This is a genomic window from Pseudomonas sp. NFX5 (assembly GCF_049132125.1).
GTDB lineage: Bacteria > Pseudomonadota > Gammaproteobacteria > Pseudomonadales > Pseudomonadaceae > Aquipseudomonas > Aquipseudomonas marginalis.
This window is the reverse complement of record NZ_JAFMZG010000012.1, coordinates 61,646-78,697: the sequence shown is the minus strand read 5'-3', so window position 1 is coordinate 78,697 and position 17,052 is coordinate 61,646. Positions and strand designations below refer to the sequence as shown.

The following is a 17,052-nucleotide window of genomic DNA, read 5'->3' as shown; positions in this document are numbered from 1 at the left end:
CCCGAGGAGTCATACATTGAGCGCGCAGGTTGCCAAGAACGCCCGAGAGCTGTTGCTCAAGGAATACCGTGGGGCTCTCTCCACACTCTCCAAGGCCATGCCCGGCTTTCCGTTCGGCTCGGTCGTGCCGTATTGCCTCGACGAGCAGGGCCGCCCGCTGATCCTGATCAGCCGTATTGCCCAGCACACCCATAACCTGCAAAAAGATCCCAAGTGCTCGCTGCTGGTCGGCGAGCGCGAAGCGGATGACGTGCAGGCCGTGGGGCGCCTGACCTACCTGGCCGAAGCCGAGAAACTCGAGGACCCGGCCGCCATCGAAGCAGCGGCCGAGCGCTATTACCGCTACTTCCCCGATTCGGCCAACTACCACCAGGCCCACGATTTCGATTTCTGGGTGCTCAAGCCGGTGCGCCACCGTTATATCGGCGGGTTTGGCGCGATTCACTGGATCGACCAATTGACCCTGGCCAACCCCTTCGCGGGCAAGGCCGAGCGCAGCATGATCGAGCACATGAACAGCGACCACACCAAGGCCATTGCCCACTACGTCGAGTTGGCCGGCTTGCCTGCTTTCGAACCTGCGCAATTGGCCGGCATCGACAGCGAAGGCCTGCACCTGCGCATCGGCCAGGCTTTGCACTGGCTGCCGTTTGCGGCATCTTGCAACACGCCGACACAAGTACGCGAAGCCCTGGTTTCATTGGCCCACGCTGAGGTCTGGCCGAAAAAAGCCGCCGCTGAAGCTTGAATTCACGAAACGGCGACGTCATCTAAGGTGGACTGGCAAGGCATTCTTGCGTTGAGGAACCTTTTGATGCGCCCTTTTTTATTGCTCTTTCTGCTGTTCCCGGTGTTGGAGCTGTTCGTATTCGTTCAAGTCAGCGGTGCGATCGGGTTTTTCCCGGCCCTGTTGCTGATCATTCTCGGCTCGATGCTCGGCGTCCTGGTGCTGCGTGTCGCCGGCCTGGCCACGGCGCTGCGCGCCCGTGAGAGCCTGAACCGCGGCGAACTGCCGGCCCAGACCATGCTCGAAGGCCTGATGATGGCGTTGGCGGGCGGCCTGTTGATCCTGCCCGGCTTTATCAGCGACGTAGTGGGCCTGGTGATGCTGCTGCCGTTCACCCGCAAATTGCTGGCGGGCAAGATGCGCCAGCGCGCCGAAGAGGCCGCTCTTCGCCAACGTGCGTTCGCCGACGACCTGCAACCCCGTGGCGGCCCGGCTCCGCGCCAACCGTTGGGGCGAGAAGGCGACGTGATCGAAGGCGAGTTCGAACACCGCGACAGCAAATAACCGCTTCACTGGCACGGCACCTTCGGGTGCCGTGTTGCTTTTATAGGCTGGCAGACGCAAAAAAAATCATCGCCGGCCCCTTGTAATAAGCTTATGCGCCCTTATGTAACGGTCACCGCAAGGTTTCTGGTGGCGACACCGGACAGACTTCCGTGTTTCGCCCAGCGAACCGCGACCGGCACTGCCGGAATACAACCCGCCGGTATCGATACCGGCCGATGAAAAACACAATTAGGAGAGATCGACAATGAGCAAGCTTCGTCCTCTGCACGACCGCGTCGTAATCCGTCGCAGCGAAGAAGAAAAGAAAACCGCTGGCGGTATCGTTCTGCCAGGTTCGGCTGCTGAAAAAGCCAACCACGGTGTGATCGTCGCTGCAGGCCCAGGCAAGACTCTGGAAAACGGTGACGTACGTGCGCTGGCCGTTAAAGTCGGTGACAAGGTTGTATTTGGCCCTTACTCCGGCAGCAACACTGTGAAAGTCGACGGCGAAGACCTGCTGGTTATGGCTGAGAACGAGATTCTCGCCGTTCTGGAAGACTGATTTCCCCGCTCATTTTCCCGTTACTACAAAGTATTTAAGGAATATCGATCATGGCTGCTAAAGAAGTTAAATTCGGCGATTCCGCCCGTAAGAAAATGCTCACCGGTGTCAACATCCTGGCTGACGCAGTAAAAGCGACCCTGGGCCCGAAAGGCCGTAACGTGATCATCGAGAAGAGCTTCGGCGCTCCGACCATCACCAAGGACGGCGTTTCCGTCGCCAAAGAAATCGAACTGGAAGACCGTTTCGAAAACATGGGCGCGCAGCTGGTCAAAGACGTTGCCTCCCGTGCCAACGATGACGCAGGCGACGGTACTACCACCGCCACCGTTCTGGCTCAGGCCATCGTCAACGAAGGCTACAAGGCCGTTGCTGCCGGCATGAACCCGATGGACCTCAAGCGCGGCATCGACAAGGCCACCATCGCCATCGTCGCTGAGCTGAAGAACCTGTCCAAGCCTTGCGCCGACACCAAGGCTATCGCCCAGGTAGGCACCATCTCCGCCAACTCCGACAGCTCCATCGGCGACATCATTGCCGAAGCCATGGAAAAAGTCGGTAAAGAAGGCGTGATCACCGTTGAAGAAGGCACTGGCCTGGAAAACGAACTGTCGGTTGTTGAAGGCATGCAGTTCGACCGTGGCTACCTGTCCCCGTACTTCGTCAACAAGCCGGAAACCATGGTTGCCGAGCTGGACAGCCCGCTGATCCTGCTGGTCGACAAGAAGATCTCCAACATCCGCGAAATGCTGCCAGTGCTGGAAGCCGTTGCCAAAGCCGGCCGCCCACTGCTGATCGTTTCCGAAGACGTTGAAGGCGAAGCCCTGGCGACCCTGGTTGTGAACAACATGCGTGGCATCGTTAAAGTCGCAGCCGTCAAGGCTCCAGGCTTCGGCGACCGTCGCAAGGCCATGCTGCAGGACATCGCCGTCCTGACCGGCGGTACCGTTATCTCCGAAGAGATCGGCCTGAGCCTGGAAAGCGCCACCCTGGAAAACCTGGGTAGCGCCAAGCGCGTGACCATCTCCAAGGAAAACACCATCATCGTTGACGGTGCTGGCGTTGACGGCGACATCCAATCGCGCATCACTCAGATCCGTGCCCAGGTTGCTGAGACGTCCTCGGACTACGACCGTGAAAAACTGCAAGAGCGCCTGGCCAAGCTGTCCGGCGGCGTTGCAGTGATCAAGGTTGGCGCGGGTTCCGAAGTTGAAATGAAAGAGAAGAAAGCCCGCGTTGAAGACGCCCTGCACGCAACCCGCGCAGCCGTCGAAGAAGGCGTGGTACCTGGCGGTGGCGTTGCGCTGATCCGTGCCCTGGAAGCCCTGACCAACCTGACCGGCGACAACGCTGACCAGAACGTCGGTATCGCTGTGCTGCGTCGTGCGGTTGAAGCACCGCTGCGCCAGATCGCTGCCAACTCCGGCGACGAGCCAAGCGTTGTGGTCAACGAAGTCAAGAACGGCAAAGGTAACTACGGTTACAACGCTGCGACTGGCGTCTACGGCGACATGATCGAAATGGGCATCCTGGACCCAACCAAGGTGACTCGTTCCGCGCTGCAGGCCGCAGCCTCCATCGGTGGTCTGATCCTGACCACCGAAGCTGCAATCGCTGACAAGCCGAAGGCTGAAGGCTCGGCTGGCGGCGGTATGCCAGACATGGGCGGCATGGGTGGCATGGGCGGCATGATGTAAGCCAGCCTTACCCCTGTACTGAAAAAGCCCCGCCTGCAGTGATGCAGGCGGGGCTTTTTTGTGGGCGGCGGCTTGGGCTCAGGTGGGCGCCGCGTGCTTGGAGGGCCGGTACAGCAACAGGCAATACAGCCCCAGGCAGATCAGCCAGCAGAAAATTGCCGTCCACACGTTATGGGAAAAGAAGTGTGCGCCTTGCATCATACGGCTGACGGAAAACACGCTGCCCAAGCCGACGGCGAAGATGAATGCGCTGCGCGCCATCCGTGGCTGCCGGTCACGCAGTGCAAAAAACAGGGCAAACAAGGCGAACCCGGTGGCGGCATGACCGCCTGGCCAGCAGCGTCCGGGTTTATCGGTGGGCGGGCGAGGGCTCAGCAATTTGCTGTAGGTTTCCTGACCGCCGAATTCCTGGACGCTCCACGGGCACTGGACGCCGGTGATGGTTTTCAGCGGAGCGACAAACGCGGTCGCCAGCCCGAGTGACAGCACCAGGCAGCCCAGTTCACGACGATAGGGTTTGAGCCGTCGGAGGATAAACGTGCCGGCAAATCCCAGGATCGCCAGGACCGAGAACAGGATGACCAACTGTTTGGCACGGTCATGCAGGATGTCTTCGAGGAAGAAACTGTAACGCCCGATGAAACCGCCCTCCGCGCCGTTGTAGAACAGCTTGGCGAGGTCCATGTCCAGTGAGGTCAGCTCCAGCAGCAGCAATAGGAGCGCAGCGCCGCCGGGGATGCCCAGGCAGAGCCATAGGTTGAGAGGTTTGGAGACGGGGACGGCGGGGGTGGTGCCCATGGTGGACCCTGGTGAAAAACGTCCCGTACGGACCTGTACGGGACGTTTTGGTTAGCGCGTGCTCAGTGCCGGGGCCTCTTCCTTGGGCGCTCTCCAGCTCAGCAACTGTTGTTTGAAGCCATAGCTGGCGGCCTGGTAGTAGGTGATCGCCCGCTGGATCAACGGGTCATCGCTGCCGACCCGCAACTCCTGGCTCTCACCCAGGGCCTGGTCGTGGCGGCGCAGGCCCAGGCGTGGGCTGAGAATGGCCAGGTCCTTGCCGTCGAACAGGCCCAGATGCTGGTAGTTGCCGACCACCACCCGAGGTGGCAGTGGGTTGTCCTGCAGCAGGTTGCGACCAAAGAAGGTGGATTCGTAGCTCAGGTTGAGCAGGCCCAGCAGCGTGGGCGCCAGGTCGATCTGGCTGGCCAGTTGTGCGCTTTCCCGTGCGTCGATCAGCTTGGGTGCATAGATGAACAGCGGAATCTGGTAGTTGGTGATGGGCAGGTCTTCCTTGCCTGCGCTGCCGGCGGTGTGGTCGGCGACGAAGATGAAGATCGTGTTATCGAACCAGGGTTTTTGGCGGGCGGCTTCCAGGAATTGGCCGATGGCGTGGTCGGTGTATTTCACCGCACCGTCGCGGCCATTCCCGGATTTGATGTCGATACGCCCATCCGGGTAGGTGTAGGGGCGGTGGTTGGAGGTGGTCATCAGTTGCAGCAAAAAGGGTTGCTGCTTGGCGTAGTCGGTGTCGGCCAGCTTCAGGGTTTGGTTATACAGGTCCTCGTCGGCCATGCCCCAGGCGTTCTTGAACGAGATTTCTGACTCGGGCACGCTGCTCTGGTCCACGACGCGATAACCGTTGCCGCTGAAAAACGCGTTCATGTTATCGAAGTACCCGCGCCCGCCGTACACAAACACGCTGTCGTAACCGACGGCCGTGAGCTGTTGCCCCAGGCTGGCGAAGCCGCTTTCACGACCGATGCGCTTGACGATCGAGCGCCCGGGCGTGGGTGGAATCGCCAGGGTGATCGCCTCCAGGCCACGGTCGGTGCGGGTGCCGGTGGCATAGAAATTATTGAAATACAGGCTCTGTTTACGCAGCGCATCCAGGTTAGGCGTGAGGTTGCGCTCGTCGCCGTTGCTGCCCATGTACTTGGCGCTGAAACTTTCGATGGTCACCAGCACGACATTGGGTTTGCGCGGCGTGCCCGGATTGGTGATGGCGCGGCGGATATCCAGCGGATCCTGGCCGATAAAGCGGGCGTTGGGTTCGCTCAGCTCTGCACGCAGTTGCGTGGCGATAACCTCAGTCGGCAGGGTTTTGTAGAACTGTGGGTAATCCAGTTCGTTGTTACGGAATGCGGCGAAAAACTGATACGGACCATTGCTGGCCAGTTCGTTCTTGTAGGCGTTGCCGCCCTGGGATCGCGGGCTGTCCTGGCTGATCAGTTGCAGGCTGAGGCCGGCAACCACCAACAGGGCCAGGGCATTCACCAGGCGACCGCGCATCGGCGGCAGTGGGGCGCTCATCGCTGCATTGAACGGCTTGCGCAAGGCCAGGCTCAAGACAATCGCCAGCATGGCGAGCAGGCTCAGCAGTTTGCCGATCGGGTAGGACTCGAGCAGGTTGTTCAACACCTCGTCGGAGTACACCAGGTAATCGACGGCAATGAAGTTGAAGCGCACGCCGAACTCATCCCAGAACAGCCACTCGGCCACCGAGGTAAACAGCATGGCGAACAGGCTGACGGTGAGCACGGCCTGCAGGAACCAGCGGTGACCGCGCCGGCGCCACAGCGCGGGCGGGCACAGCAGCAAATACAGGCCCAGCGGCAGTGCCGCGTAGGCCAGGAAGCCCAGGTCGTATAGCAGGCCCACGCCAAACACTGGCAGCAGGTTGCCGCCGACTTCATCCAAATGGGTGATGAGCAGCACGCTGCGAGTGAGCAGGAAAATAACCAGCCAGGCACCGGTTACCAACAGCAGATAGCGCATTGGCGCCGTCTTGAGAAACCCCATGTCCATGTTCCTTATATCAATGGGTGGCGATCTTCTGCCTGACACTGTAGTCAGTTTGTGAAGCTATAGTGAAAAACTCGTTGGTAGGCTGAATCGGTTGAAAACCTTTATTGGCACGCCTTTCCGCTCTATCCCTGAGCCACACTTGGCCTTAAGCTGCGCGAGCCAACACGGCCGTTACCGCGTACGGAGACACTGCCCATGCGAATTCTATTGGTTGAAGACAACCGCGATATTCTGGCCAACCTGGCCGACTACCTGGGGCTAAAAGGCTACACCGTGGACTGTGCGCAGGACGGTTTGTCGGGTCTGCACCTGGCCGCCACCGAGCATTACGACTTGATCGTGCTCGACATCATGCTGCCTGGCATCGATGGCTACACCCTGTGCAAACGCCTGCGTGAAGACGCGCGCCGCGACACGCCGGTGATCATGCTGACCGCCCGCGACCAGTTGGATGACCGGCTGCAGGGCTTCAAGTCCGGTGCCGACGATTACTTGCTCAAACCGTTTGCCCTTTCGGAACTGGCCGCGCGCATCGAAGCGGTGCTGCGCCGTGCCCAAGGTGGCGGTCGCCGTGCCCTGCAAGTGGCCGATCTGAATTACGACCTCGATACCCTGGAAGTGACCCGCGAAGGGCGCCTGCTCAAGCTCAACCCGGTCGGTCTCAAGCTGCTCGCGGTCTTGATGCAGAAAAGTCCCCACGTATTGCGTCGGGAAGTGCTGGAAGAGGCGCTGTGGGGCGATGACTGCCCGGACAGCGACAGCCTGCGCAGCCACGTGCACCAGTTGCGCCAGGTGATCGATAAGCCGTTCGCCAAGCCGTTGCTGCAAACCGTGCATGGTGTGGGTTACCGCCTGGCCGAGGGCCGTGATGGAGTTTAAGCAAAGCCTTGCCCAGCGGATCATCATCGCCTTTGCCTTGATGAGTGCGTTGGTGGCGGGGGCCTTCGCCATGGGCATCGTCGCCACCGTGCACCTGGTGGAAGAGAAGTTGATCTCGGCAGGCTTGGGCGGTGACCTGCAGCGCCTGCTGCTGATGGACACCGTCGAGGACTGGCGGCACCGGCCCGAGCCCGACCAGCTGTTTTACTTCAGCGGTGGCCCGGGGGATTTTGAATTGCCCAAGGACCTGCGGCATCTGGAACCAGGGTTTCATGAGGTGTTTCGCGAGGCGCTGTCGTACCACGCCATGGTCGAAGTGGTCGACGGTCGGCGCTATGTGCTGCTGCAGGATCAAAGCGATTTCGAAGAGCGCGAGCGCGTGCTGTTTGCCGTGGTGCTGGTGGGCTTCGTGCTCAGCCTGGCGCTGGCGGTATTCCTCGGCTGGGTGCTGGCCCGTAAAGTGATGGCGCCGGTGGTGCGCCTGGCCCGCCAGGTGCGGCACCGCGACCAGTTGCTGGGCCTGGCGCCGCCCCTGGCCCCGGACTACGCAGCCGACGAAGTGGGTGAGCTGGCGGTGGCCTTCGACGCCACGCTGGGGCGCCTGCGCCAGGCATTGTCCCGTGAGCAGTTGTTCACCAGCGATGTCAGCCACGAACTGCGCACGCCTTTGATGGTCCTGGCCAGCTCCTGCGAATTGTTGCTGGAAAACCCGGCTATCGATCAGCGTGGGCGTAACCAGGTCGAGCGAATCGCCCGGGCCTGCGAAGAAATGCGCGAACTGGTACAAACCTTCCTGATGCTGGCCCGGGCTCAACATGATGACGGCAGCATGTCACCCAAGGCCAATCTGTCCCAGGTCGCTGATGATCTGCTCGGCATCTGGCGCGAGCCCATCGAGCACAAGGGCCTGGAGTTGATCTACCAGCCGGGCGACCCGCTGGATACGCGCTACAACGCGACCTTCCTGCATGCCGTGATGGGCAACCTGTTGCGCAATGCCCTGCATTACACCGAAAGCGGCTTCATCCGGCTGACCCTGGAGCCGACCGGGTTTGTGGTGGAAGACAGCGGCGTCGGCATTCCCGAAGACAAGCGCGAAGCGATGTTCGAGCCGTTCGTCCGCGGCAGTGAGAAGCGCGGTGAGGGCCTGGGGTTGGGGTTGTCACTGGTCCAGCGCATCTGCGAGAACCAGGGCTGGAGCGTTACCCTCAGCACCATGGAGCCCAATGGCTGTCGCTTTCACGTCCAGTTGAGTCAGGTCAACGCCTGAGCGTTCCCCCTGCCGTTATCCTGCCAGAGATCCCCGTAAATCGGCGAAGATGGCCCCATGATATTGCTTGTGTCTGTAAAGTCTTGAAATGTATGGGATTGGACAGGACAAGTTTTTCACAAGGGGTTGACCTGTTGATCACAGGACGCTGCTTAAGGTTGTAGGCATCAGCAACTGGAGATCCGTTGATGCCTACCCCGATCAAGCTCGAATTTTCCGAAAAGTACGACGACCAGCACGCCCACGAATATTTGCTCAAGCATCAGGACAATCTGGCTCGCCGGTTGTCCCACAAACGCGACGAGCAACTGGCCCGTGGCGCGTTGGCGATGGCCGGCGAGCCAGGCCTGGTGCTGGACCTGCCGTGTGGCGCCGGGCGCTTCTGGCCGCTGCTGGCGGAAAAACCCAACCGTGTGATCATCGGCGCCGACAATTCGGCCTCCATGTTGAAGGTCGCGATGGCCGCCCAGCCCGCAGAAGTGGTGAAACGGGTACGGCCCTTGCAGACATCTGCCTTCGATATCGATTTGCCGGATAACTCGGTCGACAGCATTTTCTGTATGCGCCTGCTCCACCACATCGGTGATCCGGCGCACCGTCAGGCAATTCTGCGGGAGTTTCAGCGGGTTACCCGTGACAGCGTGATCATTTCTCTATGGGTCGATGGCAATTTCAAAGCCTGGAAACGCAAGCGTCTGGAAGGAAAGCGTCGCAAGACAGGTGAGCAGGAAGGTTACCAGAACAGATTTGTGTTACCGGCTGCTACTGTTGAATCAGAGTTCGAGCAAGCCGGATTCCGTGTTCAGGAATCCCTGGACTTCATACCGCTCTACGCCATGTGGCGGGTGTATGTATTGCGCAAGAGGTAACAGGATGGCAGTTGAGTGCGTAGCAGGCAGTCACGTAGCTCCCGAAGAACGCTTCGATTATTTCTGGCGTCAGCAAGGCGAATGGGTCGAAGAGCCCAATCGCCGGCGTGGCGGTGAAAGTGGTGTACAGCGGGTCATGACCGCCAATGGCCGTTTGCTCTACAGCAAGCGCCAGACGGGCCATATCTACCGCAGTTGGCTGCACCCGTTCGGACGCCCCACGGTGCTGCGCGAGCGGGATGCCCTCAGGGGCCTGCGACTGCTGGATGTTCGCGTGCCCGAAATGGTCTTTTGTGAGGCGCGTCGTGACCCCGAGCACCGCTGGAAGGCGCTGCTGGTGACCGCCGCCCTCGACGGCTTCGACGAAATTGAAAACTGGTACGCCGCCGGTGGTCGCGAACAGTATGGCGAGCAGGTGCACGAGCGCTTGCTCAAGGCGTTGGCCGCTACCCTGGCCCGCATGCACAAGGGACGCTGGCAGCACGGTTGCCTGTACATCAAGCATATTTTCGTGCGGGTGACGGGCGAGGGCGACTCGGCCCAGGTGGAAGTGGCGCTGCTGGACTTCGAGAAATGCCGCCAGCGCTTGACCGCTTATCGGGCAGCCTCCCATGACATGTTGCAGCTGCGTCGCCATTCGTCGTGGAACAGCACCGACTGGGAAAAACTCAGCTACTTTTATGAAACGGCGTTTGGCAGCGCTATCAAGGGTTTAACCAGATGAAGCTAGAAATAGCACGAGGTCTGTTCCTGGTCGGGGCGATGGGCATTGCCGCCCTGGCCCTGGCTGCATGGGAGCAACCTCGCACACAGGTACTCAGTGCGGTGCAAGGCGGCGGGCAATGCCTGCTGCCCCGGGTCGCCAAGGCGAGTGCGGCGGTCAAGCCTGATCATGAGTTGCTGTTGTTCATGTTTGGGATGTCCCAAGGGATGAGGCCGCAGAGTTGAAACGATTCAAACCCCCGAAGAAGGGCCTTGCGATGCGAGGCCCTTTTTTTTGCCTTTCAAACCTTATCCGCAACGCGGCTGCTACGGGGGCGCGGCGTTGGCTAGGCGGTATCTACGCAGCTCAGATCAGATGCAGGTGGTTATCCCAGAGCCCTGCCGGCAATTCCAACGGTTTGGCGACCAACTGTTTCTGGCGGCAATCGTAGTAGCGGCAACGCCCTTGGCCCGAGGTGACGACAAACCCGTCTGCCACTGCACCGACGCCTGCGCAGTCGGGCAGCGGTCCATCCAGGCGCAGCTCGGCAGTGTCCATGTCCCAGATAAAGAAGCGGTTGCCACGGGGTGCGGTCAACGCCACCAGGCGCAATTCGCTGTGCACGGCGACGCTGGCGGTGTAATGCCCCATGGCCTGCAACTGCTCATCGGCCACCGGGAACGCCATGAACGGCTGGCCCGGGCGCTTGATCGCCAGCAACTCGGAGCGCTCCTGGGACGGTCCCATGAACTGCTGGCCGGTGAGAAGGGTGCCATCGCTGGCGATGCCCATATGGCGCACGCTGTTCATCTGCTGGCCGAGGGTTTCCTTGCTGATCAGCGTGCCGTCACGGTGCATCAGCACCAGGCTCGGTTCCATCGCGTTGAGGTTCATCTCCACGCGGCTTTCGGCTTCGGTGCGAATGCCGCCGTTGGCCACCGCCAGGGTTTCGCCGTCGGGCATCCACGACACCTGGTGCGGGCCGATGCCATGGGTGGAGATCTCGCCGCTGTGCACCAGGCGCTCGCCTTCGAACTTGTACACACCGAGCAGGCCACGGCCGGGGTCGGACGTGTCGTTCTCGGTGGCGTACAGCCAATTGCCGCTCTTGTGGATGACCGCATGGCCGTAGAAGTGGCGGTTGGCGTTCGAGGTGATGGTTTGCAACAGCGCGCCATTACGCAGGTCGATCAGGTAACTCTCGGTGCCCGGGCGGCGGGCAACAAACAGCGCAATCGGCAGTGTCGGGTGGTTGATGATGTCGTGGCAGCGCTGGCCGACCTGGGTGGCGAACACCTGCTTGCCGTCCAGCTGAAAGCCCACGGCATAGTGCTTGCCGTCTGCATCATCGCGGGCCGACAGCAGCAGCGGGTGCTTGTCTTTCCCTTTGAACAGCGTCCAGCCACCCAACGTGAGTGCGCTGAGCAGCACGCTGCCGATCGCCAAAGCCTGTCGCCTGAGCATATCAGTCACCGTCGTTGGCATTGAAGCCCAGTTGGATTCCCAGCGCCTTGGCCAGCTCGCCTTCGTGCAGGCGGTGGACGACGTTGAGGCTGTCGTAGATGTCGTTGAGCTGCTGGCGCCCGGCGTCATCGTTCAACAGCTCGTTGAGGGTGCGCTGGTTGCTGGCGAACAGTTTCAGCGCGGCGGCATAGGCGGCGTCGATCTTGTCGGCCAGCGGCTTCTGATCCGCCGGCAGCAAACCACGCAGGCCCTTGTTGTCCACCCCCACCCACACGGTCTGGGCGGCGGCGAGGCTGGCTTCCAGGCTTTGCAGGGACGACTGGCTGCGCCATGCATCGGCCTGGAACGGCTGCGGGATGCCCTTGGTCTGGCGGCCCATGGGCGTGCCGAGTTTTTTCTTCAGGGTGTCCAGCGCGGTCACTTGTACGCGCAGCAGATCGGCGATGGCTTCGTGGGAGTCAGCGTAGCGCTGGTTCGGGAACTTGCTCATCTGCGCGAGCATGCCGTCGGTGCTGTTCCAGCTGGCCAGGATCTCTTCGGCCAGGGCTTTCTGGCGCTCACCGATGGCCACCAGCAGCGGGCAGTAACGGGCTTTCTGCGCCTCGTCGGCGATGTCGGTCTTGGCGTCGTAGAGGATGTATTCGTAGGCCGACAGGCCCTGTACCACCACGCTGGACTTGGCCAGTGCGGTGCCGTCGATCTGCGGTTGGGCGGCGACCAGTTGCTCGACCTGGCGGCCCACCAGGTTCTTCTTGTCCGGCCAGAACTGCACCTGCCACGAGCGGTTGCCCTCGGCCAGCGGGCCGATCAGCAGCGGTTGCAACTCGGCCCAGGCTTTTTGCGCGTGGAGGAAGTCGGCGCGGGCAGTGTCCAGGCTTTCCTTGCCCTGGCAGTAGGCGAGGGCGCTGACGGCCAACTGGCGGTCGGCTTCGACCCAGCGGCTGTAGGTCGGCAGGATCACCTGCTTGGCGATCGCCGCCGAGGTCACGGCTTGCGGGTCTTGTGGCGAGCAGGCGCCCAGGGCGAGGGCGGCCAGGCTGGTGAACAACAACTTGGGACGGAACATGTCGAGCTCCCTTCTGTAATTGGGGCGAAGCTTATAAAGAATTCAGGAACGCCAGCAACGCAGCGCGCTGCTCGGCATTGAAGGACAACACATGCTGCTGCGCCGCTTGTGCTTCGCCGCCGTGCCACAGCACGGCTTCGAGCAGGTTGCGGGCGCGGCCGTCATGCAGGAACTGGGTATGGCCACTGACGGTCTGCGTCAGGCCGATGCCCCACAACGGCGGCGTGCGCCAGTCGCGGCCACCGGCCTTGAATTCCGTGCGGTTGTCGGCCAGGCCTGGGCCCATGTCGTGCAACAGCAGGTCGCTGTAGGGGCGAATCACTTGGTTGGCCAACTCGGGTTCGGCGGCATTCGCAGCGGTGGTGAACGTCGGTTTATGGCAACCCTGGCAACCGGCCTGGTAGAACAGGTTTTTCCCGGCCAGCACCTGCGGGGTGTCGACGTCGCGGCGCACGGGCACGGCCAGGTTACGGGTATAGAACAGCACCAGGCGCAGGATGTTATCGCTGACTTCCGGCTCGCCCTCGGGGCCATTGCCGTTGGGTGCCTGTTTGCAGGCGACTTGGGCGTCGGTGCAGTCATCGAAGGGTCTCAGGGAGGTGGTGAGGCCCATATCACCAGAGAACGCGTGAACATTTTGTTGATTGAGATTGGGTTGCCCGGCTTTCCAGCCAAAACGTCCGAGTACGGTTTTTTGCTCGGCGTCATCCCAGACCCGATTCGCGCGGCCGACGAGGGCTTCCTTGTCGGCGGTCTGCGGGTCGGTATTGCGCAGGATGTCTGCGTCGCTGATGGCTTCGAGCAGGCCCAGGCCGATCATCGGCGGGGCGATGCGTGCGGAGAAGCGTGTATCTGGATGCATCGGGCCATAGCCGAGCTGGGTGATTTGCAGGTCGGGCTTGCGCAGCTCGACGACGGTGCCGTCCTTGAAGGTGACGTTGACCGGCGTGTAGTCGACGCGCACCTTGCCTTCCGGCGGCACGCCGGGCACCGCCATGTCTTGCAGTTGCCCGCCGTAGACGGGCTCGGGTACCACCCCGACTTGCTCGATGAGCTTGGCGTAGGGCGGCTGGTCCTGGGTAGACAGGGGAATCGACAGGCGCACCAGCATCGACACCGCATTGGCCGCGTCGGGCAGCGGCGGGTGGCCGCGGCCGTCCTTGATATGGCAGTTCTGGCAGGCGTTGGTATTGAACAGCGGGCCCAGGCCATCGCGGGCGGTGGTGGTGGACGGCGCGATCACCCAGGGGCTGCGAAAGAAGCTGTTGCCCACGCTGAAATCCAGGCGGCGCGTGGGCGACAGGTTGGCCGAGGGCAGGGAAAACGCATTCTGGTCGCGCTTGTTCACCGTCGTCGCGCCGCCCGCTCGCGCTTCACCCGGCTCGGCCTTGGTGAAACGTGGGGCGTCGTCGCAGGCGGCCAGGCTCAAGGCCATCAACGCTGCGCACAGGCGAAAAAGCGAACGAAACATCGAGTTTCCCGGACCAAGGCTGAAAATAAGGTCGCAAAGTCTAACAGGGCGGGGCGGATTGAATAAGAGCAATTATCGTTTGGTGGCATCCCGATTCATTCCCGCTAGAATGACCGCACATTTTTTTCTGGAGGTGGCCAATGCAGGCTCTCGACGCTTTGCTCAACCGTGTTTCCGTGCCGCGTTTGCTGGAACCGGCACCGACCCAGGAGCAGCGCGATGTGCTGTTCGCCGCAGCCATGCGTGCGCCCGACCACGGCCAACTGCGCCCTTGGCGTTTCCTCACCGTGGAAGGTGCCGCCCGTGAGCAGATGGGCACGCTGTTGGCCGAAGCCGCTCGCCTGCAGGACGCCGATGCTCCCCAGGCTGTCATCGACAAGGCCCAGAACGGCCCGCTGCGGGCGCCGCTGGTGGTGGTGGTGATTGCCCGCCTGCAGGAGCACTTCAAGGTGCCCAAGTCTGAACAACTGTTGGCAGCCGCCTGCGCGGCCCACGGTATTCTGCTGGCGGCCTATGCCCAGGGGATTGGTGCGGTGTGGCGCACGGGTGAGTTGTCCTATTCGGCCCACGTGGCCAAAGGCCTGGGGCTGACGGCGGATGAGGAGGTGATTGGCTTCCTTTATTTGGGTACACCGCAGAACCCGCCGCGTACGGCACCGAAGGAAGATGTGGCGGCGTTTGTGCAGGCTTGGACGGGTCTCTAAGCAGTAGGCGGTCAAAATGTAGGAGGGGGCTTGCCCCCGATTGCAGTGTGTCAGTCAACTCATCGGTAGCTGACACATCGCTATCGGGGGCAAGCCCCCTCCCACATGGGTCCCGTGGTGTTTCTTAAACCTTGAACTGATCCATGAGTTTCATCTGCTGGCTGGCCAACGCATTGAGCTGGCTGCTGATGGCCGCCGACTCGGTGGCCTGGCCGGTGAGGGTTTCGGTCACGGTGCGGATCGCCGAGACGTTGCGGTTGACCTCTTCGGCCACGGCGCTTTGCTGCTCGGCGGCGCTGGCGATTTGCAGGTTCATGTCGCTGATCACCGTCACGGCATCACTGATCTTGCCCAGGGCCTGCGCGGCTTGATGGATCTGCCCTGCGTTGCTCTGGGCCTGGCTCTGGCTCGAGTGCATGGTTGCCACCACGCCACGGGTGCCGCTCTGGATGCGTTCGATCACCTGGCGGATTTCCTCCACCGAATCCTGGGTGCGCTTGGCCAGGTTGCGCACTTCGTCGGCCACCACCGCAAACCCCCGGCCGCTTTCCCCGGCGCGTGCGGCTTCGATCGCCGCGTTGAGCGCCAGCAGGTTGGTTTGCTCGGCAATGCTGCGGATCACTTCCAGGACTGAACCGATCTGCTCGCTATTGACCGCCAGGGCTTCGACTTCGCCCACCGCCTTGCTGACTTCTTCGGCGAGGGTGGTGATGTCGCGGGTGCTCTGCTCGATGATCGACATGCCTTCACGGGCCGAGTGGTCGGCGCCGCGTGCCGCGCTGGCGGCATTGGAGGCGCTGTTGGCGACGTCATGGGCGGTGGCGCTCATTTCGTTGGACGCCGTGGCCACCTGGTCGATTTCGCGGAACTGCACCTGCATGCCTTCGCTGGTCTGGCGTGCGATGGCCGAGGACTGGTCAGCCGTGCCACGGGCTTCGGTGATGCTTTGCTTGATCTGCGCGATGGTTGGTTGCAGTTTGTCGAGGAAGCGGTTGAACCAGTTCACCAACTCGCCCAGTTCATCCTTCTTGGCGTAGGCGAGGCGCTGGGTGAGATCGCCGTCGCCGCTGGCGATGTCCTTGAGCATGGCGGCCACGCTGTTGATCGGGCGGGTCACGCCGGTGGCTGTGAGCCAGATCAGCAGCAAGCCGAGCAGGCCGGCAGCGGCGCCGACCAGCAAGGCCTTGAGCGTGCCGCTGGCCTGGGCATCGTCGAGTACCGCCTGCAGCTTGACGTTATCGGCCAGCATCACGCTTTTGGGCAGTTTGATCACCACGCCCCATGACTTGGCATCGGCGAGTGGCTTGACCGGGTACACGGCGCGAATGGTGTCGCCCTGTTCGCGGATCATGCGGTTGTCACTGGCCAGCAATTGCACGATTTCCTTGCCTTCGGCGCCAAGGGTGTCGATCAGGTTCTTGCCGACCTTGTCCGGTTCGCCGCTGTAGGCGGCAATCAGGCCGGTACTGGAAAGAATCTCCAGGTGCGCCGCGCCGTTGAACAGGTCTTTCTGTGCGGCGTCGGTGGTGGCTTGCAGGGCGGTGAGGGCAATGTCCACACCGATGACGCCGATGAGTTTGCCGTCGACGATCAGCGGCGAAGCGATGGTGGTCATCAGCACCTTTTTGCCCCCCACTGTGTCTTCATACGGGTCCAGCAGGCAGGTAGTGCGGGTGTCCCGTGGGCAGGTGTACCAGATGTTGTAGGGCGTACCGTTGAGGGTGAGGGTGGTCTTGTTCAGGTCCTCTTCGACCATGACGGTGTTCAAGCCTTCGCCGCCGGCACGGCTCCAATAACTGGAGAAGCGCCCTTTTTCGTTGGAGGCGCGCGCTTTGTCATCGACGAATTCGCTGTCCTTGCCATCCAGGCTGTTGGGTTCGAACGACAGCCAGAAACCCAGCACTTTGCTGTTGCGATCGAACGTGGTTTTCAGGCTCTGGTTGATTTCTTCGCGCAGCGCGCCGGCGTCCAGGCCACGCTTGCTGGCCATGGTGCGCAGGTCCTTGACCTGGTCGGCCAGTGCGGTCAGCGCCAGCAGGCTGTCGCCGAAGGTTTTCTGCAGTTGCACTGCCTGTTCGGCGGCCCTGGCTTGCAGCAGTTGTTCCACGCCGTCGGTAAGCATGCGCGAGCTTGAGTCGCTGACCAACTGATCGTTCTGGTTGGTGTTGTAGATGTTGATGCCGACCACCAGCGCAATCACCCCCAACAGGCAGAGCCCGGACAGCAGCACGATTTTCAAGCGGATAGAGAGGGTGTCGAACATAGGTTCACTCACGAATGGGCATGTTG

At 61.7% G+C, this 17,052-nt stretch carries 16 protein-coding genes and 1 pseudogene; 10 read left to right on the top strand and 7 right to left on the bottom strand.

Annotation, left to right across the window (positions count from 1 at the left end):
- The first annotated feature begins 16 nt into the window (after window positions 1-16).
- The 4 genes from J1N02_RS07640 to groL all read left to right on the top strand — a co-directional run bounded on the left by J1N02_RS07640 (window position 17) and on the right by groL (window position 3,532).
- Window positions 17-748, top strand: coding sequence for a HugZ family protein (locus J1N02_RS07640; RefSeq protein ID WP_027605477.1), 732 nt, complete (start codon window positions 17-19; stop codon window positions 746-748).
- Between the two features lie 66 nt (window positions 749-814).
- Window positions 815-1,291 carry an FxsA family protein gene (locus J1N02_RS07635; RefSeq protein ID WP_027605478.1) on the top strand — a complete coding sequence of 159 codons (477 nt, stop codon included), beginning with the start codon at window positions 815-817 and terminating at the stop codon, window positions 1,289-1,291.
- Window positions 1,292-1,538: 247 nt separating this feature from the next.
- A complete protein-coding gene (locus J1N02_RS07630) occupies window positions 1,539-1,835 on the top strand; it encodes a co-chaperone GroES (protein ID WP_003175874.1) in 297 nt (98 codons plus the stop codon).
- Between the two features lie 50 nt (window positions 1,836-1,885).
- Window positions 1,886-3,532, top strand: coding sequence for a chaperonin GroEL (gene groL, locus J1N02_RS07625; protein ID WP_027605479.1), 1,647 nt, complete (start codon window positions 1,886-1,888; stop codon window positions 3,530-3,532).
- A 78-nt stretch (window positions 3,533-3,610) separates the two neighbouring features.
- On the opposite strand, the gene J1N02_RS07620 is transcribed toward groL, so the two are convergent.
- Both J1N02_RS07620 and J1N02_RS07615 read right to left on the bottom strand, forming a co-directional pair.
- The gene (locus J1N02_RS07620) at window positions 3,611-4,330 is read right to left on the bottom strand and encodes a phosphatase PAP2 family protein (RefSeq protein WP_169898635.1); all 720 of its coding nucleotides are present in this window, start codon (window positions 4,328-4,330) and stop codon (window positions 3,611-3,613) included.
- A gap of 51 nt (window positions 4,331-4,381) precedes the next feature.
- Window positions 4,382-6,331 carry an LTA synthase family protein gene (locus tag J1N02_RS07615; RefSeq protein WP_414886770.1) on the bottom strand — a complete coding sequence of 650 codons (1,950 nt, stop codon included), beginning with the start codon at window positions 6,329-6,331 and terminating at the stop codon, window positions 4,382-4,384.
- Window positions 6,332-6,532: 201 nt separating this feature from the next.
- Between J1N02_RS07615 and colR the strand changes: the two genes are divergently transcribed.
- From colR to J1N02_RS07590, 5 genes are all read left to right on the top strand, one after another.
- Complete coding sequence (gene colR / locus J1N02_RS07610; protein WP_027605482.1) at window positions 6,533-7,216, top strand: two-component system response regulator ColR; 684 nt, start codon at window positions 6,533-6,535, stop codon at window positions 7,214-7,216.
- A complete protein-coding gene (locus J1N02_RS07605; protein WP_027605483.1) occupies window positions 7,206-8,486 on the top strand; it encodes a sensor histidine kinase in 1,281 nt (426 codons plus the stop codon). The genes colR and J1N02_RS07605 overlap by 11 nt, the downstream gene beginning before the upstream one ends.
- A 188-nt stretch (window positions 8,487-8,674) precedes the next feature.
- Window positions 8,675-9,355, top strand: coding sequence for a class I SAM-dependent methyltransferase (locus tag J1N02_RS07600; protein ID WP_027605484.1), 681 nt, complete (start codon window positions 8,675-8,677; stop codon window positions 9,353-9,355).
- Window positions 9,356-9,359: 4 nt separating this feature from the next.
- Window positions 9,360-10,079, top strand: coding sequence for a lipopolysaccharide kinase InaA family protein (locus J1N02_RS07595; protein ID WP_092358364.1), 720 nt, complete (start codon window positions 9,360-9,362; stop codon window positions 10,077-10,079).
- Window positions 10,076-10,303 (top strand): hypothetical protein, encoded by a 228-nt coding sequence (locus tag J1N02_RS07590; protein WP_027605486.1) that lies wholly within the window; start codon window positions 10,076-10,078, stop codon window positions 10,301-10,303. The genes J1N02_RS07595 and J1N02_RS07590 overlap by 4 nt, the downstream gene beginning before the upstream one ends.
- A 121-nt stretch (window positions 10,304-10,424) precedes the next feature.
- Here the strand turns inward: J1N02_RS07590 and J1N02_RS07585 are convergent, their stop codons facing one another.
- Genes J1N02_RS07585 through J1N02_RS07575 form a run of 3 tightly spaced genes read right to left on the bottom strand, consistent with a single transcriptional unit; the run spans window position 10,425 to window position 14,059 of the window.
- Window positions 10,425-11,522, bottom strand: a complete 1,098-nt coding sequence (locus J1N02_RS07585) for a DUF1513 domain-containing protein (protein WP_421147254.1) — start codon at window positions 11,520-11,522, stop codon at window positions 10,425-10,427.
- Between the two features lies 1 nt (window position 11,523).
- Window positions 11,524-12,588, bottom strand: a complete 1,065-nt coding sequence (locus J1N02_RS07580) for an imelysin family protein (RefSeq protein WP_065939200.1) — start codon at window positions 12,586-12,588, stop codon at window positions 11,524-11,526.
- Between the two features lie 31 nt (window positions 12,589-12,619).
- Complete coding sequence (locus tag J1N02_RS07575; RefSeq protein ID WP_421147253.1) at window positions 12,620-14,059, bottom strand: di-heme oxidoredictase family protein; 1,440 nt, start codon at window positions 14,057-14,059, stop codon at window positions 12,620-12,622.
- A 140-nt stretch (window positions 14,060-14,199) separates the two neighbouring features.
- Between J1N02_RS07575 and J1N02_RS07570 the strand changes: the two genes are divergently transcribed.
- Window positions 14,200-14,763, top strand: a complete 564-nt coding sequence (locus J1N02_RS07570) for an NAD(P)H nitroreductase (RefSeq protein ID WP_027605490.1) — start codon at window positions 14,200-14,202, stop codon at window positions 14,761-14,763.
- A 124-nt stretch (window positions 14,764-14,887) separates the two neighbouring features.
- On the opposite strand, the gene J1N02_RS07565 is transcribed toward J1N02_RS07570, so the two are convergent.
- Both J1N02_RS07565 and J1N02_RS07560 read right to left on the bottom strand, forming a co-directional pair.
- Entirely contained in the window at window positions 14,888-15,643 is a 756-nt protein-coding gene (locus J1N02_RS07565) for a methyl-accepting chemotaxis protein (RefSeq protein WP_371263365.1), read from the bottom strand.
- 102 nt (window positions 15,644-15,745) lie between these two features.
- Window positions 15,746-16,753: pseudogene (locus J1N02_RS07560) on the bottom strand (HAMP domain-containing protein); the annotation flags it as partial.
- Between the last annotated feature and the right edge of the window lie 299 nt (window positions 16,754-17,052).